20 protein-coding genes are annotated in these 18,778 nt (G+C 59.1%); 13 read left to right on the forward strand and 7 right to left on the reverse strand.

The features are described 5' to 3' along the window. Positions 1 to 145 precede the first annotated feature (145 nt). The 3 genes from rho to hemE all read right to left on the reverse strand — a co-directional run bounded on the left by rho (position 146) and on the right by hemE (position 3,188). Positions 146 to 1,411: a transcription termination factor Rho gene (gene rho / locus RHSP_RS29025; RefSeq protein WP_004127423.1), complete on the reverse strand. Its 1,266-nt coding sequence runs from the start codon at positions 1,409 to 1,411 to the stop codon at positions 146 to 148. 197 nt (positions 1,412 to 1,608) lie between these two features. Next, positions 1,609 to 2,154, reverse strand: coding sequence for a protoporphyrinogen oxidase HemJ (hemJ, locus tag RHSP_RS29030; RefSeq protein WP_200863302.1), 546 nt, complete (start codon positions 2,152 to 2,154; stop codon positions 1,609 to 1,611). Beyond that, positions 2,151 to 3,188, reverse strand: coding sequence for a uroporphyrinogen decarboxylase (hemE, locus tag RHSP_RS29035; protein ID WP_037155156.1), 1,038 nt, complete (start codon positions 3,186 to 3,188; stop codon positions 2,151 to 2,153). Before hemE ends, hemJ begins: the two co-directional genes overlap by 4 nt. 401 nt (positions 3,189 to 3,589) lie before the next feature. Here hemE and RHSP_RS29040 point away from each other — a divergent pair, with 401 nt between their 5' ends. Genes RHSP_RS29040 through dnaQ form a run of 5 tightly spaced genes read left to right on the forward strand, consistent with a single transcriptional unit; the run spans position 3,590 to position 7,227 of the window. Beyond that, positions 3,590 to 4,411: a pyruvate, water dikinase regulatory protein gene (locus tag RHSP_RS29040; protein WP_004127432.1), complete on the forward strand. Its 822-nt coding sequence runs from the start codon at positions 3,590 to 3,592 to the stop codon at positions 4,409 to 4,411. A 33-nt stretch (positions 4,412 to 4,444) separates the two neighbouring features. Then, positions 4,445 to 5,044 (forward strand): Maf-like protein, encoded by a 600-nt coding sequence (locus RHSP_RS29045; protein WP_004127434.1) that lies wholly within the window; start codon positions 4,445 to 4,447, stop codon positions 5,042 to 5,044. Further along, a complete protein-coding gene (locus RHSP_RS29050) occupies positions 5,037 to 5,894 on the forward strand; it encodes a shikimate dehydrogenase (protein ID WP_004127437.1) in 858 nt (285 codons plus the stop codon). The genes RHSP_RS29045 and RHSP_RS29050 overlap by 8 nt, the downstream gene beginning before the upstream one ends. A gap of 1 nt (position 5,895) precedes the next feature. Then, complete coding sequence (gene coaE / locus RHSP_RS29055) at positions 5,896 to 6,495, forward strand: dephospho-CoA kinase (protein ID WP_037155159.1); 600 nt, start codon at positions 5,896 to 5,898, stop codon at positions 6,493 to 6,495. A gap of 15 nt (positions 6,496 to 6,510) precedes the next feature. Next, positions 6,511 to 7,227, forward strand: a complete 717-nt coding sequence (dnaQ, locus tag RHSP_RS29060; protein ID WP_037155162.1) for a DNA polymerase III subunit epsilon — start codon at positions 6,511 to 6,513, stop codon at positions 7,225 to 7,227. Positions 7,228 to 7,306: 79 nt separating this feature from the next. Here the strand turns inward: dnaQ and secB are convergent, their stop codons facing one another. Further along, on the reverse strand, positions 7,307 to 7,789 hold the full coding sequence (gene secB, locus RHSP_RS29065) for a protein-export chaperone SecB (protein ID WP_004127443.1): 483 nt from the start codon (positions 7,787 to 7,789) through the stop codon (positions 7,307 to 7,309). Between the two features lie 92 nt (positions 7,790 to 7,881). Beyond that, a complete protein-coding gene (locus tag RHSP_RS29070; RefSeq protein WP_004127446.1) occupies positions 7,882 to 8,400 on the reverse strand; it encodes an FxsA family protein in 519 nt (172 codons plus the stop codon). Between the two features lie 146 nt (positions 8,401 to 8,546). On the opposite strand from RHSP_RS29070, the gene RHSP_RS29075 reads away from it, so the two are divergent. The 5 genes from RHSP_RS29075 to gyrB all read left to right on the forward strand — a co-directional run bounded on the left by RHSP_RS29075 (position 8,547) and on the right by gyrB (position 13,892). Next, the gene (locus RHSP_RS29075; RefSeq protein ID WP_004127448.1) at positions 8,547 to 9,248 is read left to right on the forward strand and encodes a Tim44/TimA family putative adaptor protein; all 702 of its coding nucleotides are present in this window, start codon (positions 8,547 to 8,549) and stop codon (positions 9,246 to 9,248) included. Continuing rightward, complete coding sequence (mltA, locus tag RHSP_RS29080; protein WP_004127451.1) at positions 9,245 to 10,363, forward strand: murein transglycosylase A; 1,119 nt, start codon at positions 9,245 to 9,247, stop codon at positions 10,361 to 10,363. The genes RHSP_RS29075 and mltA overlap by 4 nt, the downstream gene beginning before the upstream one ends. Continuing rightward, positions 10,363 to 10,947: a Smr/MutS family protein gene (locus RHSP_RS29085; RefSeq protein ID WP_004127454.1), complete on the forward strand. Its 585-nt coding sequence runs from the start codon at positions 10,363 to 10,365 to the stop codon at positions 10,945 to 10,947. Before mltA ends, RHSP_RS29085 begins: the two co-directional genes overlap by 1 nt. After that, a complete protein-coding gene (locus tag RHSP_RS29090) occupies positions 10,944 to 11,309 on the forward strand; it encodes a helix-turn-helix domain-containing protein (RefSeq protein ID WP_004127457.1) in 366 nt (121 codons plus the stop codon). Before RHSP_RS29085 ends, RHSP_RS29090 begins: the two co-directional genes overlap by 4 nt. A 147-nt stretch (positions 11,310 to 11,456) precedes the next feature. Next, positions 11,457 to 13,892: a DNA topoisomerase (ATP-hydrolyzing) subunit B gene (gene gyrB / locus RHSP_RS29095; RefSeq protein ID WP_004127463.1), complete on the forward strand. Its 2,436-nt coding sequence runs from the start codon at positions 11,457 to 11,459 to the stop codon at positions 13,890 to 13,892. A 68-nt stretch (positions 13,893 to 13,960) separates the two neighbouring features. On the opposite strand, the gene RHSP_RS29100 is transcribed toward gyrB, so the two are convergent. Together RHSP_RS29100 and RHSP_RS29105 are read right to left on the reverse strand one after the other, a co-directional pair. Further along, positions 13,961 to 14,560, reverse strand: a complete 600-nt coding sequence (locus RHSP_RS29100; protein WP_004127466.1) for a nitroreductase family protein — start codon at positions 14,558 to 14,560, stop codon at positions 13,961 to 13,963. Positions 14,561 to 14,617: 57 nt separating this feature from the next. After that, on the reverse strand, positions 14,618 to 14,917 hold the full coding sequence (locus tag RHSP_RS29105) for a DUF2218 domain-containing protein (RefSeq protein WP_004127469.1): 300 nt from the start codon (positions 14,915 to 14,917) through the stop codon (positions 14,618 to 14,620). Between the two features lie 155 nt (positions 14,918 to 15,072). Here RHSP_RS29105 and RHSP_RS29110 point away from each other — a divergent pair, with 155 nt between their 5' ends. The 3 genes from RHSP_RS29110 (at position 15,073) to RHSP_RS29120 (ending at position 18,502) form a co-directional block, all read left to right on the forward strand. After that, positions 15,073 to 16,026, forward strand: a complete 954-nt coding sequence (locus RHSP_RS29110; RefSeq protein WP_004127472.1) for a glutathione S-transferase family protein — start codon at positions 15,073 to 15,075, stop codon at positions 16,024 to 16,026. Between the two features lie 64 nt (positions 16,027 to 16,090). Beyond that, a complete protein-coding gene (locus tag RHSP_RS29115; protein ID WP_004127475.1) occupies positions 16,091 to 17,509 on the forward strand; it encodes a pyridoxal phosphate-dependent decarboxylase family protein in 1,419 nt (472 codons plus the stop codon). A 150-nt stretch (positions 17,510 to 17,659) separates the two neighbouring features. Next, positions 17,660 to 18,502, forward strand: a complete 843-nt coding sequence (locus tag RHSP_RS29120; RefSeq protein WP_004127478.1) for a fumarylacetoacetate hydrolase family protein — start codon at positions 17,660 to 17,662, stop codon at positions 18,500 to 18,502. Positions 18,503 to 18,778 lie beyond the last annotated feature (276 nt).

The raw sequence follows: 18,778 nt of genomic DNA on the forward strand, positions 1-18,778 counted from the left end.
ATTGATCCGCTTCCGAATCGATTCTGATCGATTCCTCATCTTCAGAGCTTATGAGACCCCCAAAATGAAAATCGGGCCGCCCATGGCGACCCGATCATATCATCTTGCGAGCCTTGAAACAGAGGCTCGGCAAAGCTGTCCGCCGTTAGGTATTCATCGAGTCGAAGAAATCCGGATTGTTCTTCGTCTGCTTTAGCTTGTCGATGAGGAACTCGATGGCGTCGGTCGTGCCCATCGGCGCGAGGATACGGCGAAGAACGAAGATCTTCTGCAGATCCTGGCGCGGCACCAGCAGGTCTTCCTTGCGCGTACCGGACTTGAGGATATCCATCGCCGGGAAGATACGCTTGTCGGCGACCTTGCGGTCGAGAACGATTTCCGAGTTGCCCGTACCCTTGAATTCTTCGAAGATCACTTCGTCCATGCGGCTGCCGGTATCGATCAGCGCCGTCGCGATGATCGTCAGCGAACCACCCTCTTCGATATTGCGGGCGGCACCGAAGAAACGCTTCGGACGCTGCAGGGCGTTTGCGTCGACACCGCCGGTCAGAACCTTGCCGGAGGAGGGGACGACGGTGTTGTAGGCGCGGCCGAGACGGGTAATCGAGTCGAGCAGGATCACGACATCACGGCCGTGTTCCACAAGACGCTTGGCCTTCTCGATGACCATTTCCGCGACCTGCACGTGACGCACGGCCGGCTCGTCGAAGGTCGAGGAGATGACTTCGCCGCGCACGGAGCGCTGCATGTCGGTCACTTCTTCCGGACGCTCGTCGATCAGGAGAACGATCAGGTAGCAGTCGGGGTGATTGGCGGTGATCGAATGCGCGATATTCTGCAGGAGGACGGTCTTACCCGTGCGGGGCGGCGCGACGATCAGGCCGCGCTGGCCCTTGCCGAGCGGCGCCACCAGATCGATGACACGGGGAGAAAGGTCCTTCGAGGTGGGAACGTCGAGTTCCATGCGGAAACGCTCGTTCGGATAGAGCGGCGTCAGATTGTCGAAGTGAACCTTGTGACGGATCTTTTCCGGATCGTCGAAATTGATGGTGTTGACTTTTAGCAGCGCGAAATAGCGCTCGCCTTCCTTGGGACCGCGGATCGGCCCTTCGACCGTGTCGCCCGTCTTCAGCGAGAAGCGGCGGATCTGGGAAGGGGAGATGTAGATATCATCCGGACCGGGAAGATAGTTCGCATTAGCGGAGCGAAGGAAACCAAAGCCATCCTGCAGAACTTCGACGACGCCCTCGCCGATGATTTCCACGTCCTGGCTTGCGAGCACCTTCAGGATCGCAAACATCAGTTCCTGTTTGCGCATCGTGCTGGCGTTTTCGACCTCGAGCGACTCGGCAAAGGCCAGGAGGTCGGTCGGGGATTTGTTTTTCAGTTCTTGAAGCTTCATTTCAGCCATGAAGGGGATTACTCATTTTTAGGAGGGGAAGGCAATGTTGCTCGTATTCAGAACCGCGATGGGGGCGCTCGCGGGCGACAGAATGGATACATGCCACGAAGAAGAGATGGCGGGAAAATAGCGATTCACTTTATGACCCGCAAGGGGGGACTGCAAAATGAAGGAAATTTAACGTCCCTACCAAAAATGGTCCAATCTCACGCAAACGGCTTCACCACGACGAGGATGACGATCGCGATCATCAGAAGCGTCGGCGCCTCGTTCATCATTCGCCAATAGCGTGCCGAGTGCTTGTTTTCATCGCGAGCAAAATTGCGCACCGCGCGACTGAAGAGGCCATGGACGGCGGATAGCAAAACGACGAGGCCGATCTTGGCATGCAGCCAGCCACCGTGAAAATCATAGACCGACCAGGCAAGATAGAGCCCGAAGATCCAGGTCAAAATCATCGCCGGTGTCATGATATAGCGCAGCAGGCGCTTTTCCATCACCTTGAAGGTTTCGGATTGCCGCGAGCCCGGTTCGGCGTCGGTGTGATAGACGAAGAGCCTGGGCATATAGAGCATCCCCGCCATCCATGAGATGACGGCGATAATGTGAAGAGCCTTGATCCAGAGATAGAGATCGACCGGATGCCAGGCGAACAGCGCGATCGCCAGAGCGGCAAATGCAAGGATCATGAAATAGGCGCGTCGCCCGGCTCTTTGGCCGGGGGCGTTATCCGTCTGCTTCTCCATTGTCATAAGCCTCTCCATCCGCGCACGCGTTCGACGAGCGCCGCAACATTGGCGGGATCCGCCTGCGGCGTTATCCCATGGCCAAGATTGAAAATCAGCGGGCCGCTGCCGAGCTGCTGCAAGATGTCGTCGATCCCGTCTTCCAGCGCCTTGCCGCCGGCAACGACACGCATCGGATCGAGATTGCCCTGTACCGGACCTTCCTGCTGCAGTTCCCGCGCGAATGCCAAAGGCACCGACCAGTCGAGGCCGATCGCATCCGCACCGGTCTTCTGCCGATAGGTTTTCAACAGATAGCCCGCGCCCTTGGCAAAAGCGATGATCCGTGCCTGCGGCCGCTGCGCTTTGACGGAAGCAATCATTCTGGCAACCGGCTTGACGGCGAAGGCCTCGAATTCTTTCTCTCCAAGCACGCCGGCCCAGGAATCGAAAATCTGCACGGCGTCGGCACCGGCATCGATCTGCGCCACGAGATAGTCGGCAGAGATATCGGCAAGCAGCATCAGCAGATGCTCGAAAGCCTTCGGGTGGCGATAGGCGAACAGACGGGCAGGAGCCTGGTCCGGTGTGCCGTGACCCGCGATCATATAGGTCGCAACGGTCCAGGGAGCGCCGCAGAAGCCGAGCAGCGTCGTCTCGAGGGGCAAGTCCTGCCGCAGCCGCCGAACGGTCTCCATGACAGGCGCAAGGTGCGCAATCACCCCATCGGGTTTCAGAGCGAGGATTCCAGCCTCGTCGATCGGATCCATCTCCGGCCCGTGTCCCTCGGTGAAACGAACATTGCGCTTCAATGCATCGGGGATGACGAGAATATCCGAAAAGAGAATGGCCGCATCGAAGCCATAGCGGCGGATCGGCTGCAATGTCACTTCCACCGCATGGTCGGGCGTATAACAGAGATCGAGAAAGCTTCCGGCCTTGGCGCGCGTCTCTCGATATTCGGGCAGGTAGCGGCCTGCCTGACGCATCAGCCAGAGAGGGGGAGGGGTCAGAGCTTCTCCGCTCAATACCCGCATGATCTTCCGGCGTTCATCGGTCAAAGACGTCGTCCTATATAAAACCAAACATATATTGAAAGGTTTCTATTTCTTAGAGTCGGTGACTATCAAGGATTAAAGTTCATCCATCGCCTGTCCAATTTGTCGCGGCCGAACGGCAGACGAGCAAAGAAATCGGCCCGATCAAAGGATATGTGGAAAGAAAACAGGATCTTTCAATCTTTTGAATAGCTTGTCGCAGGCTGGGATTTGATACCGCCTGGGGATAAGTTGAGGAGCGCTTAACCTCAGTTCAATTTGTCCACATTGCCCACAGTCGCCGCGAAAGCCGTCTCACGAAAATTCCAAATGTGGAAAACTTGGCGGTTTTCCACTTGCCCAAGATAGGCCGGTTCCCGTACCTCTCTTTTCTCCCGAGATATCAACAGGCGACGGAAAGTAGCGTGGAAAACCGGACGAGCTTCTTTCATCTGCACCTGATTTCTGACTCAACGGGAGAGACTCTCATCTCCGCCGGCCGGGCCGCTTCCGTGCAATTCCACGCCACACAGCCGATCGAGCACGTCTATCCGCTGATTCGGAATCGCAAGCAGCTGTTGCCGGTTCTGGAAGCGATCGATCACAGCCCTGGCATCGTCCTCTATACGATCGTCGACCGCGAACTCGCCGATTTCATCGCCGAGCGTTGCCGGGATATGGGCGTGCCCTGCGTCAACGTGCTCGAGCCGGTCATGAATGTTTTCCAGACCTATCTCGGCACGGCATCGCGCCGCCGGGTCGGTGCGCAGCATGTGATGAATGCGGATTATTTCGCCCGCATCGAGGCGCTCAACTATACTATGGATCACGATGACGGGCAGATGCCAGACGACTACGATGATGCCGATGTCGTCATCATCGGTATCAGCCGCACGTCGAAAACGCCGACCAGCATCTATCTCGCCAATCGCGGCATCAAGACCGCCAACATCCCGATTGTTCATGGTGTTCCCTTGCCTGAAAGCCTGGCGAGGGCGACGAAACCGTTGATCGTCGGACTGGTGGCGACGACCGATCGCATTTCTCAGGTGCGCGAAAACCGTATCCTCGGCGTGACGCCCGGCTTCGATCGCGGTGATTACACCGACCGTGCCGCGATCTCGGAAGAGCTGAAATATGCTCGCTCACTCTGTGCGCGGCACAATTGGCCGATCATCGATGTCACGCGTCGCTCGATCGAAGAGACCGCAGCCGCCATTGTTGCCCTGCGCCCCAAGCTGCGTTAAGCGCTGCACATCATAACCTCAGAGGCAGATGTCATGACCTTGCCCCTTATCCTTGCGTCGTCCAGCCCGTTTCGCCGGATGCTGATGGAGAATGCAGGACTGCATTTCCAGGCCATCGCCGCCAATATTGACGAGCGTGCCATCGAGGCGCCGCTGGAGCACAATGGCGCCAGCCCGGATGCTGTGGCCTTGGTGCTGGCGAAGGCGAAAGCCAAGGAGGTGAGCGATCGCTTTCCGGACTCGCTGGTTATCGGCTCGGATCAGACCATGTCGCTCGGTGCCCAAGTTTTCCATAAGCCGAAGACCATGGCCGATGCTGAAAACCATCTGAAGGCATTGTCTGCCCAGACCCACCGTCTGAACAGTGCCATCGCCCTGGCGCGCAACGGCGATATCATCTGGGAGCATGTGTCACACGCCCATCTGACGATGAGGACGCTATCGGCTGATTTCATTCATCGGCATCTGAACCGCGTCGGTGACAAGGCATTGTCGAGCGTGGGCGCCTATCAGCTCGAGGGCGAGGGCATCCAGCTCTTCTCCAAGATCGACGGCGACTATTTCACGATCGTCGGATTGCCGATGGTGCCGCTTCTTGAAAAACTGCGCGAGTTGGGAGCGATCGATGGATGATTCACGTGAAACACAGGGGCCGAAAGCGTTTGTCACCGGCTACCCGGTCAAGCATTCCCGCTCGCCTCTGATCCACGGCTACTGGCTGCGCCAGCTCGATTTGGCCGGCAGTTATCGCGCCCATGAAGTTCCCGTGGAGAAGTTTGCTTCCTTCATTGCCTCGCTGAAAGATGGCACCAGCGGCTTCGTTGGCGGCAATGTTACCATCCCTCATAAGGAAGCGGCGTTCAAACTGGCGGATCGGCCGGATGCCCTAACGGAAGAGCTCGGCGCTTCCAACACGCTATGGCTTCAGGACAAGGTGCTTCACGCGACCAATACCGACGGCCGCGGTTTCACCGCAAATCTCGACGAGCGCCATCCCGGATGGGATCGCAGCGATCGTGCTGTCATTCTCGGCGCAGGGGGTGCGAGCCGCGCCATCATCCAGGCGGTGCGGGATCGCGGCTTCAAGGAAATCCATGTGGTCAACCGCACGGTGGAGCGGGCGCAGGAATTGGCGGATCGTTTTGGTGAACGGGTTCATGCCCATCCGATGGCAGCGCTCGGCGAGGTCATGCAAGGCGCCGGCCTGTTCGTCAATACGACGTCGCTTGGCATGGATGGCGAAGCGGCACCCCGGATCGACTTCTCGCCTCTTGTGCAAGAGGCCGTTGTTACCGACATTGTATATGTGCCGCTGAAAACGCCGCTTCTGGCTCAGGCCGAGGAGCAGGGCTTTGCCATCGTCGATGGTCTTGGCATGCTGCTGCATCAGGCCGTGCCGGGGTTCGAAAAATGGTTCGGACGGCGCCCAGTGGTCGATGAAACCTTGAGAGCTTTGATCATCGCCGACATGGAAAAGCACTGATATGATCAGGATCGGGCTGACAGGATCGATCGGCATGGGAAAGTCAACCTCGGCGAAACTCTTCGCCGAAGCCGGAATTCCCGTGAATGATTCCGATGCTGTCGTCCACGATCTCTACAGCGGCGAAGCGGTTCCTCTGGTCGAGGCGGCCTTTCCCGGTTCGACCAGCGACGGCAGGGTCGACCGGCAGGAACTCAGCCGAAAGCTCACGAGCGATCCCTCCGGCTTCAAACGTCTGGAAGCTATCGTTCATCCGCTCGTGCGCGAACGCGAACGCCAGTTTCTGGAGCGCCATCTCCAGGCGGGCGCTGATATGATTGTGCTCGATATTCCGCTGCTGTTTGAAACCGGCGCAGAAAAGAGGCTGGATAAGATCGTCGTCGTCAGCTGCGATCCACAGATTCAAAGAGAAAGAGTGCTTGCCCGACCGGGTATGACGGAGGAAAAATTCAATATGATTCTCTCCCGCCAGACGCCGGATGCGGAAAAGCGGGCGCGTGCGGACTACGTCATCGATACGGGTGGAAGCATCGAGGCGGCGGGCGAGCAGGTGAGAGAGATCATCGCGGATCTGCGACGCAAGAAGCAGAGCAAGAGATAGGAAGGCAGAGCCAACATGCGCGAAATCATTTTCGATACGGAAACCACGGGCCTCGACAACAAGGCGGACCGTATCATCGAAATCGGCGGCATCGAGCTCATCAACCATTTCCCGACCGGCAAGACACTGCATCTCTATATCAATCCGGGCGACCGCAAAGTGCATCCGGATGCGCTTGCCGTCCACGGCATCACCGATGAATCGCTGAAGGACAAACCACCCTTCGAAACCGTTGCGGATCAAATTCTCGAATTCTTCGGCGACGCCAAATGGATCGCCCACAACGCCACCTTCGATATGGGCTTCGTCAATGCGGAGTTCGCAAGGCTCGGCCGGCCGCCGATCCTGCCGGATATGGTGATCGACACGCTGGCCATGGCCCGGCGTAAGCACCCCATGGGTCCGAATTCGCTGGATGCGCTCTGCCGGCGCTACGGCATCGACAATTCGCATCGCACCAAGCACGGAGCGCTGCTCGACTCCGAATTGCTGGCCGAAGTCTATATCGAGATGATCGGCGGCCGTCAGACTGCGCTTGGTCTCGGCAGCGCCAATGGCTCGTCGGCTCGTTCGCGTCAGAGCGATGAGGCGGAGGATGTCGTTGCCGATGTTCTGGCGCGGCCCAGTCCGCTGCCGAGCCGGTTGAGCGGGGAAGAACTTGCCGCCCATGCCGCGCTGGTCGCCAAGCTCGGCGCGAAGGGAATCTGGTCCAAATATCGTGCCTCCGAATAGGGCGTATTCCAGAGCGCACAAAAGAAAATGCCCGGACTGTGATCCGGGCATTTTTGTTTCCGGTGTGGAAAATTCAGACTTAGTTCGGAACGGCCGAGACCTGGGCGCGGGCCTGTTCTTCGGCCATACGCTGCGTGAACATCTGCGCGAAATCGATCGGGTCGATCATCAGCGGCGGGAAGCCGCCATTGCGCGTGACGTCGGCAATGATCTGGCGGGCGAAGGGGAACAGCAGGCGCGGGCACTCAATGAAGAGCAGCGGCAGCATGTGTTCCTGCGGAAAGCCGGTAACGCGGAAGACACCACCGTAGACCAGCTCGGTGTGGAAGAGTACGCGCTCGCCATCCTTGGCTTCGGCATTCAGCGTCAGCACGACGTCGAAGTCTTCGTCCGACAGCGGGTTGGCGTTCACGTTCACATTGATGTTGATGTCGGGAGCATTTTCCCGGGCCTGAAGCGAGCGCGGAGCACCCGGATTTTCGAAGGAAAGATCCTTGGTGTACTGAGCAAGGATGCTAAGGCTCGGGCTGGCTGCACCGTTGCCGCTGTTTTCGTTGGCCATGGGGTGTCCTCTCACGTCTCGATGGGTGTCGCCATCTAGCATTTCGAATAGGGGCGCACAACCCTTATACCCCGGTGCTTTCCGGCTGTCGTTCAGTCCTCGAGCCGCTTCTGGTCCGACCAAGGCGAGTTACGGTTTGGCTCGCGATGGAAATCGCTTTCGTCGAGGTCGACAACCGTTCCGGGTTTCTGCGGTCGACCTTGCGGGCCGGCGCCGGGATGCTGTCCGCGTCGGAAGGCGCGGGAATTGCCGACGATCACGATGCGTTTGCGCAGCACGGTCCAGGCAAGATCGCGCACGGCCGGAATGAAAAGCAACAGGCCGACAATATCAGAGATAAAGCCGGGCAGCATCAGGAAGAAAGCCGCGACGACGATCATGGCGCCATGCACCATCTCGCGGCCGGGATCGCCGCCATTGCGGCTTTCGGCCGAGATACGCTGCAGGATGCCGATACCCTGAATTCGCAAAAGAACGGCACCGAGCAATACGCTGAGGATGACAAGCCCCAGTGTCGCCCAGACGCCGATCATCTTTCCGACGATGATGAATCCGGCGATTTCAGCCAGAGGCATCAGGAAAACGAAGATAGGAAGAAGTGATAGGCGCATGTTACGGTGGTCCTGAAAGCGGGTTTCGTCGCGTAAGCGTTGGTTTCTCGCATATAATAAAGAAACTGGTCCGCTATTTGAATGATAGATCGATGCGGACTATATGGGGATTGAAACTTTAATTTTAACGGTGGTTCCGATACGAGATGGGTGCAAACGACTTTGTGACGATCTTTTTTCTGGTGGCGGCGGTGCTGATCTTCTTTCAGCTGCGCAGTGTCCTTGGTCGCCGCACGGGAAACGAGAAGCCGCCGCGCGATCTCTATGGCTCAGCTGATCCGGCAAGTGGCCCGACGCCGCCGGATGCGGGCAAGGTGGTGACCTTGCCGCGCCGCGATGCGTCCGAAGAGGAAGATCGTTTTGCAGCCGTGGACGCCTTCACGCCGGCCGGCACTCAGCTGAATAATTCGCTGCGCGAAGTCAGCAAGGCCGATCCTTCCTTCAACCCGAAGGAATTCGTCAATGGCGCCCGCATGGCCTACGAGATGATCGTCATTGCCTTTGCCGACGGCGACCGCAAATCTTTGAAGGGGCTTCTGTCCCGCGAAGTTTTTGAAGGCTTCGACGCAGCCATCGCCGATCGCGAAGGCAAGGGTGAAAAGGTCAAATCGACCTTCGTCGGCATCGACAAGGCCGATATCGTCACCGCCGAGGTGAAGGGGACCGAAGCTTTCGTCACCATGCGCATCGTCAGCCAGATGATCTCGGCCACCTATGACAAGGCCGGCGCACTGATCGATGGCGATGCGGAAGCTGTGGCGGAGATCAGCGATCTCTGGACCTTTGCCCGCGATACGCGTTCCCGCGATCCGAACTGGAAACTTGTGGCGACCGAATCCGAACAATGACGAGCCCATCGCAGGAATTCAGGCTGGAGCCGGCAACCTTCGCCGATCTGAAGGGCTGGAAGGATGATGATCCTTCCAGCCTTTTTCGCGCCATGAAGGACTGTCGGACCCATATCCGCAACGTGAAGCCCTATCGCACCGGCATGGCCGGCTTGACGGCCGACGACCTCCTGATGCTGCTGGACGCGGCGGAAGAAAACGAGCCGCAAGATGCGGCCGAAGCCCGCGCCTTTTTCGAAGCGCAGTGCCAGCCCTTCTTTATCCGCCGCGGCGATGGCGGAAACGGTTTCGTGACGGCATTCTTCGAACCGGAAATCGAAGTCTCGGCCACACCGGATGAAACCTATCGCTATCCCTTCTATCGCCGGCCGGACGATCTGATCGACCTGGACGACAGCAACCGGCCCGCGGATCTCGACCCCTCCTATATGTTTGGACGCCTCAGCGAGGGCGTGATTTCAGCCTATCCGGACCGCGGCGAGATCGGTCGCGGTTACCTTGAAGGCAAGGACCTCGAAATCGCCTGGGCGAAATCCAAGGTCGACGTCTTCTTCGTGCATGTGCAGGGTGCGGCGCGTCTGCGCTATCCGGATGGAAAACTTGGCCGCATCACCTACGCAGCCAAGGCGGGGCATCCCTTCTCCGCCGTCGGGCGTCTGCTGATCGATCGTGGCTTGCTGGATCGCGCGACGATCTCCATGCAGACGATCCGCGACTGGCTCTATGCCCATCCGGACCAGGTCGACGCAGTTCTGGCGCACAATCGGTCCTACATTTTCTTCCGCGAGGCCGATGTCAGCGATCCAGCGCTGGGGCCGATTGCGGCCGCCAAGGTGCCTCTGGTCGCCGGCCGCTCGCTGGCGGTCGATCGGCTGATCCATACGTTCGGCTTTCCCTTCTTCATCCGGTCGGAAAGCCTCAAGCACCTCGATGAGGGCAAGCCGTTTGCCCGGCTGATGCTGGCGCTCGACACCGGCTCGGCGATCGTAGGGCCGGCGCGCGGCGATATCTTTACCGGTTCGGGCTATGGTGCCGGAGAGCTCGCCGGCACCGTGCGCAACGACGCCGATTTTTATATACTCATTCCAAAGGCGGCAGCGCGAAGGTTTGGCTGATGGCCCCGGAACGAAAGGATAAGGAGCGTAAGCTCAGCACGGAGGACCGCATCCTCTGGGGCAAGGTGGCGAAAAGCACGCGCCCCATGCCGGGCCGAATGGCGGAGGTCGAGGCTTTCGAGGCGGCGCTCGCAACTGAAGCGGAGAGTGAGGAAAGCACACGCGCCGCAAAGGCAAAGACGGTGTCCGTAATCCCGGAGACGCAGGAAGCTGCAACACCCGCGAAGCAGCCCGCCGGCCACCATCATCCGCTCGAACGTCCCGTCAAGCGTAAGATCGCCAAGGGCCGCTTGGCGCTGGAGGCGCGCATCGATCTTCACGGCCTGATCCAGAGCGAGGCGCATGGCATGCTGCTGGATTTCCTGCTGCGAGCCCATAGCCGCGGCCTCCGCCATGTGCTCGTCATCACAGGCAAGGGCAGTTCCATGGGCAGCGAAGGCGCCCTCAAGCGCGCTGTGCCGCTCTGGTTTTCCAAGCCGGAATTCCGCTTTCTGATTTCTTCCTACGAGACGGCGGCGCAGCACCATGGCGGCGATGGCGCCCTCTATATCCGCCTCTCGCGTGCGAAGGGAGAGAAGCTTTGACCCCCTTCGGCGAAGCGGTGCGCAAACTGAGATTGCGCAAGGGCGTGTCGCAGAAGCAGATGGCGGCCGCTCTAAATGTGACGCCGGCTTATTTATCCGCCTTAGAACACGGAAAGCGCGGCACGCCGACCTTCGATCTGCTGCAACGCATTGCCGGATATTTCAACATCATCTGGGACGAAGCCGAGGAACTGTTCCTGCTGGCGCGATTTTCAGACCCGCGCGTCGTCGTCGACACATCGGGTCTTGCGCCCGAATATACCGCCTTCGTCAATCGTTTGGCGGGCAAGATTCGCAACCTTGACGCGGCAACGATTCGCGAGCTAGACCGCGTTCTGGAAAATGCCGGGAAAACCGGCTGAAAAGCGCCTTAATCCCCTGCTTTATGCCTGACTCTGGGGCCTTCCATTTGGAAGTTCGGGGTGAAACATCCTATATTCAGGGCAAGAAAAACCGCTGATTCGGCAGCAATCGGCGAGATTCTCTAAACACTGGAAAGACTTCAATAAATGACCGATACATCCGTAACCGAAAACGGCGGCAGCGCCGAATATGGCGCAGACAGCATCAAGGTTCTCAAAGGCCTTGATGCCGTGCGCAAGCGTCCCGGCATGTATATCGGCGATACGGATGACGGTTCTGGCCTGCATCACATGGTCTACGAAGTCGTCGACAACGCCATTGACGAGGCTTTGGCCGGTCATGCCGATATCGTCACGGTTACCCTTAATCCCGATGGTTCGGTCACGGTCACCGACAACGGCCGCGGCATCCCGACTGATATCCACACCGGCGAAGGCGTTTCCGCCGCCGAGGTCATCATGACCCAGCTGCATGCCGGCGGCAAATTCGACCAGAATTCCTATAAGGTCTCCGGCGGGCTGCACGGCGTCGGCGTCTCGGTCGTCAACGCGCTGTCCGTCTGGTTGCGCTTGAAGATCCGCCGCCAGGGCAAGATCCATGAAATGAGCTTCACCCATGGCGTGGCCGACGCGCCGCTGAAGCAAACAGGCGATGCCGGCGATGCGACCGGCACGGAAGTCAGCTTCATGCCGAGCTCCGAAACCTTCACCATGACGGAGTTCGATTACAGTACGCTGGAGCATCGTCTGCGCGAGCTGGCCTTCCTGAATTCCGGCGTCCGCATCCTTCTGACCGACAAGCGTCATTCCGACGTCAAGCAGGAAGAAATGCTCTATGACGGCGGCCTGGAAGCCTTCGTCGCCTACCTCGATCGCGCCAAGAAGCCGCTCGTTCAGAAGCCGGTCTCGATCCGCAGCGAAAAGGACGGCATCACGGTCGAAGTGGCCATGTGGTGGAACGACAGCTACCACGAAAACGTGCTCTGCTTCACCAACAACATCCCGCAGCGCGACGGCGGCACCCATATGGCCGGCTTCCGCGCCGCTCTGACGCGCCAGATCACCTCCTATGCCGATACGTCTGGTATCACCAAGAAGGAAAAGGTGACGCTGACGGGCGATGATTGCCGCGAAGGCCTGACGGCCGTGCTGTCGGTCAAGGTTCCCGATCCGAAATTCTCGTCGCAGACCAAGGACAAGCTGGTTTCCTCCGAGGTTCGTCCGGTCGTGGAAAGCCTGGTCAACGAAGCCCTTAGCACCTGGCTCGAGGAGCATCCGTCCGAAGCCAAGGTTCTGGTCGGCAAGGTCGTCGAGGCGGCAGCCGCCCGAGAGGCCGCCCGCAAGGCGCGCGAGCTGACCCGCCGCAAGGGTGCGCTTGATATCGCCTCGCTGCCCGGCAAGCTTGCCGATTGCTCCGAGCGCGATCCTGCCAAATCGGAAGTCTTCCTCGTCGAGGGCGACTCGGCAGGCGGCTCGGCCAAGCAGGGCCGTTCGCGCGAAAACCAGGCCATCCTGCCGCTGCGTGGTAAAATTCTGAACGTCGAGCGCGCCCGCTTCGACAAGATGCTGTCGAGCCAGGAAATCGGTACGCTGATCACCGCGCTCGGCACCGGTATCGGCAAGGACGAATTCAACGCCGACAAGCTGCGCTACCACAAGATCATCATCATGACGGATGCAGACGTCGACGGCGCCCATATCCGTACACTGCTGCTCACTTTCTTCTTCCGCCAGATGCCCGATCTCATCGAACGCGGCCATCTCTACATCGCCCAGCCGCCGCTCTATAAGGTGGCGCGCGGCAAGTCGGTGCAATATCTGAAGGACGAGAAGGCGCTGGAAGAATATCTGATCGCGCAAGGCCTCGATGAGGCCAGCCTCCAGCTCGGCAGCGGCGAAGTCCGCGCCGGCCAGGATCTGCGCGAAGTTATCTCTGACGCGCTGCGTCTCCGCTCGCTGATCGACAATCTGCATTCGCGCTACAATCGCGATGTTGTCGAGCAGGCAGCCATTGCCGGCGCACTCAATGCCGAACTGGTCAGCGATCAGGCGCGGGCAGAAGCTCTGGCGGATGACGTTGCCAAGCGGCTCGACCTCATCGCCGAGGAAACCGAACGTGGCTGGCACGGTGTCGTGACGGGCGAAGGCGGGCTGCGCTTCGAGCGCATGGTGCGCGGCGTCAAGGAAGTCGTGCTTCTCGACATGGCGCTGATCGGCTCTCAGGATGCGCGCCTCATCGACCAGCTCGGTACTCGCCTCAAGGAGACCTATATCGTGCCGCCGAAGCTCGTGCGCCGCGATGGCGAAACCGAGGTTTCCGGGCCGCGCAAGCTCTTGGAAACGATCTTCACCGCCGGCCGCAAGGGCCTGACCATGCAGCGTTACAAAGGTCTCGGCGAAATGAATGCCGAGCAGCTTTGGGAAACAACTCTCGATCCGAACGTCCGCACACTGCTGCAGGTGAAAATCAACGATGCGACCGATGCGGACGGCTTGTTTGCCCGGCTTATGGGTGACGAGGTCGAGCCAAGACGTGAGTTCATTCAGGACAATGCCCTGAGCGTCGCCAATCTCGACATTTGATCATCCTGTCACGGAAATGAAAAAGGCCCGCCTGGAACCTCCAGGCGGGCCTTTTCTATTCATGTCAATTACTTCGCGATGAAGGTGCCATTGAAGGCGAGGCCTGAAAGCGGATTGCGCTGGCTCGGCACTTCGCGCTCGCGCAGCTTTTCCGGAAGCTGGTTCTTGTCACCGATCTTGCCGATCGCCACGGCAGCCTCGACGCGGAAGCCATCGGGAATGCCGAGAACTTCATAGGATTTTTCGACATGGAAGCCGGTCATGCCGTGTGCTTCGTAGCCGGCTAGATGTGCCTGGATTGCCAGGAAGCCCCAGGCTGCGCCGGCATCGAAGGAATGGCTGTAGCTGGGTTTCTGTTCGGCGGAGCCAAGCTCACCACCATGGGTGCGGGAGATGACGAAAAGCAGCGCGGACGCCGACTTCACCCAGCCCTGGTTGAATTCGACGAGCACGCTCAGGAACTTCTCCCAGTGTTCCGAACCGCGCAAGGCGTAAAGGAAGCGCCAGGGCTGCAGGTTCGAGGCGGACGGCGCCCAATGGGCAGCTTCCAGGATGGTCAGCAGGTCGGCCTCGGGCATGGGTTCGTTGGAATAGGCGCGGGGCGACCAGCGATCCAGAAAGAGCTTGTCGATCGGATATTGCGATTCGCGGCTGTTGCTTGATGTCATCGGGATTTCTTTCGTCAAAGTGAACGAGTTGCGGATCTTGGGAATGGGGCAAGAAATCTAAGCGGCGCTCGCATCGGGCGACCAGGCCACCTCGAGCTCTTCGCGGAAGGCAAAGCGCGTGAGATGATCTGCGACGACATTTTGCATCCGCTCGAGATCTTCGGGCTTCTCGACATTCAATGTCAGGATCAAGCTGGCGGCGTCTGCCGTCAGTCCAAGGGATGCCTCCGGGCTGAACGGCACCTTGCCCGCTGTTTCGTTGAATTCCACCTCGAATCGGTGGCTCCAATGCTTGCAGAGCTGCTGCAGATAGCGGCTGGCATGATCGGTTCTAACCGTAGAAACGGACTTCGCCATGGGATGCTCCAGTGAACTTGATCATACGTTGCATGTTTTCATACATAGCCGCATCAGCACGCGTCAGGTAGACAGTCTGTTTCAAGTTTGCGTTATTCCAGTGAAATTCTGTTCCGCTATGCTTTAGCCAGGAAAAACGCGCGGAGACGAAACCTTTGCTGGTAAGCGGGAAATGGACAGAAGATTGGCAGCCGGTCCAGGCCAAGGATGAGAAGGGCGGCTTCGTCCGCCAGACGTCGAGCTTTCGCCATTGGGTCACGCCAGATGGCCGGGCAGGCCCGACGGGCGAGGGTGGCTTCAAGGCGGAAGCCGGCCGTTATCACCTCTATGTCGCGCTGATCTGCCCCTGGGCGTCGCGCACCCTGATCGGCCGCAGGCTGAAGGGTCTGGAAGACGCCATTTCCGTTTCCATCGTCGAGCCCGTGCTATCCAAGCAGGGCTGGCGCTTTGGCGATTATCCCGGCGCTACGAATGACCCCGTCAATGGCGCCACCTATATGCACGAGATTTATACGAAGGCCGATCCAACCTTCACCGGTCGCGCCACCGTCCCCGTGCTTTGGGACAAGCAGACCGGCACGATCGTCAACAACGAGTCCTCCGATATCCTGCGGATGCTGAATGACGGCTTCGGCGATCTCGCCCGCAATAACATCGATCTTTACCCGGCGGGCAAACGGGAAGATATCGATCGTTTCAATGCCCGGATCTATCCCGTCCTCAACAATGGCGTCTATCGCGCCGGCTTCGCGACAACGCAGATTGCCTATGAGGAAGCCTTCAACGAGGTGTTCAGTTGCCTCGATCGGGTTGAGACGGAATTGGAGGGCAGGGACTTCCTTTTTACCGACCATCCCACAGAAAGCGATATCAGGCTGTTCGTCACGCTCGTCCGCTTCGACGTCGCCTATCATGGCCTGTTCAAATGCAATCTCCGCCGGCTGTCGGACTATGCCAATCTCCAGTCCTTCTGCCGTCGCATGCTGGATTGGCCCGGCATTGCAGAGACCGTCAGCTTCGATCATATCAAGCGCGGCTACTACTCGATAACGTCTCTCAATCCGACCGGTATCGTGCCTCTCGGACCCGCTCTCGACGAGCTGTTCTGATACTCGACCCTATACCAAAACCGGTCTAAGGTCCGCCTCATTCGATAGAGCGGGGAGGACCGTCATGAATTGGGAAGAGTTCCGGCAATGGTCGGAGAAGGCGGCAAATTGGGGCGCGGACTATCGCGCCTCGCTTCGCGACAGGCCGGTACGGGCGAAGATGTCGCCAGGCGAGATATCCGCGCATATCGCTGATTCTCCACCGGAATCCGGCGAAGCAATGGAGGATATCTTCAAGGATTTTGAGGATATCCTTGTTCCTGGGATGACGCATTGGCAGCATCCGCGCTTCTTTGCCTATTTCCCTGCCAATGCAGCGCCGGTCTCCGTGGTCGCCGAATATCTGGTCAGCGCCATCGCCGCCCAGTGCATGCTCTGGCAGACATCACCCTCCGCCACCGAATTGGAAACCAAAGTGGTCGATTGGCTGCGCCAGGCCCTCGGCCTGCCGGAGAGCTTTACCGGCGTCATACAGGATTCCGCGTCGACGGCAACTCTTGCAGCCGTGCTTGTCATGCGCGAGAAAGCGCTGGATTGGCAAGGCAATCGCAGCGGGCTTGTCGCCAACAAGACCGTGCGCATCTATTCCACCGATCAGGTTCACACCTCAATCGATCGCGCCATCTGGATATCAGGCGTCGGTGCCGAAAATCTGGTCCGCATTCCCTCAGGCGGTCCGAACAAGGCCATGGATCCGCAGGCGCTTGCCGTGGCGATAGAGCGCGATCGCGCCGCCGGGTTGCTGCCGGCCGGCGTCATTGCCTGTGTTGGCGGCACCAGCGTCGGTGCTTGCGATGACATTGCCGCCGTTGTCGAGGTCGCGCATGCGAACGGGCTCTACGTGCATGTGGACGCCGCCTGGGCCGGCTCGGCAATGATCTGCCCGGAATTCCGCGATCTCTGGCAGGGTGTCGAACGGGCCGATTCCGTCGTCTTCAACCCGCATAAGTGGCTCGGTGCCCAGTTCGATTGCTCCGTCCAGTTCGTTCGCGAACCGGAGGCGCTGGTCCGCACGCTGGCGATCCAGCCGGAATATCTGCGCACGCATGGTCACGACGGCATCATCAACTATTCGGAATGGTCCGTGCCGCTCGGCCGCCGCTTCCGTGCGCTGAAACTCTGGTTCCTCCTGCGTTATCATGGGCTGGAAGGGCTGCGGACGATGATCCGCAACCATGTCGCCTGGTCGCAGAATCTGGCTAAGCGCCTTGCCGCCGAGCCCGATTTCGAGATCGTCACCCAACCGTTCCTGTCGCTGTTCTCCTTCGATCACAAGGCGCCTGCGGGCGTCGTGCAGGAGGAGCATACGCAGCGCCTGATCACCGCGATCAACAATGATGGCCGCATCTACCTGACGCAGACCCGTGTCGGCGGCCGTCTCGTCATTCGTTTCCAGGCCGGTCAATTCGAAGCGACGGCTGATGATGTCGACACGGCTTTCGATGTCATCCTCGAAATCGCAAGATCGTTGCCCGCCTCGTAGAGAAACTGTTGTTCCGGCATTGTAAGGCCGGACATGCTATGCTCTTCGAAATCGATTGATGACACTGGTGAATAATTCGTTCATATATGGTGTCACCAATCTTGGCTTTGAAAGCAATCTCGTCTTTGAAAATGCAGGGAAGGAAAATCCATGAAACTGTTGCGTGTTGGCGAAGTCGGCAAGGAAAAGCCGGCGCTTCTCGATAGCGATGGCAAGATCCGCGATCTCTCCGCCCACGTCGCCGATATCGGCGGCGAGGCTATTTCGCCGGCAGGTCTTGCGAAGATCGCAGCCCTCGATCCGAAGAGCCTGCCGGAACTGCCGGAAGGCCGTCTCGGCGCCTGCGTTGCCGGCACCGGCAAGTTCATCTGCATCGGCCTGAATTTCTCCGACCACGCCGCCGAAACCGGCGCCACCGTGCCGCCGGAGCCGATCATCTTCATGAAGGCAAGCTCAGCCATTGTCGGCCCGAACGACAATGTGCTGATCCCGCGCGGCTCGGAAAAGACCGACTGGGAAGTCGAGCTCGGCGTCGTCATCGGCAAAAAGGCGAAATATGTCAGCGAAGCCGATGCGCTCGATTATGTCGCCGGTTACTGCGTCTCGCACGACGTTTCGGAGCGCGCCTTCCAGACCGAGCGTTCGGGACAGTGGACCAAGGGCAAGTCCTGCGACACCTTCGGCCCGATCGGCCCCTGGCTGGTCACCAAGGACGAGATCGCCGATCCGCAGAACCTCGGCATGTGGCTCAAGGTCAACGGCAAGACGATGCAGAACGGTTCGACAAAGACCATGGTCTATGGCGTTGCCTTCCTCGTCTCCTATCTCAGCCAGTTCATGTCGCTGCACCCGGGCGATGTCATCTCGACCGGCACGCCTCCGGGCGTCGGCATGGGCATGAAGCCGCCGCAGTACCTGAAGCCGGGCGATGTCGTAGAGCTTGGCATGGAAGGCCTCGGCACCCAGAAGCAGACCTTCCTCGCCGACGCTTAAGGCGTGCAGGCTCAGGAACTTTAACTTTTTGAGATCAATCTTGATGCCGGAGAAGCGATTCTCCGGCATTTTTTATAGAAAGAACCGACCGCGGTTATATTGCTCTGCAGCAAAAGCTGTTAGGTTGGATAATAAGAGCTTAAAGGATGAGGATCGCGCCCGAGGAGCCGTGATCATCCGTCTGCGCAGCGTGACTGGAGGATCGCGGCAGTAAAAGCATCGGCGCGCAAGGCGCGTGCGTTTCAATGACGAGGTGATTTGCGAGGTCGCATACCC

This window comes from Rhizobium freirei PRF 81 (assembly GCF_000359745.1).
Classification (GTDB): domain Bacteria; phylum Pseudomonadota; class Alphaproteobacteria; order Rhizobiales; family Rhizobiaceae; genus Rhizobium; species Rhizobium freirei.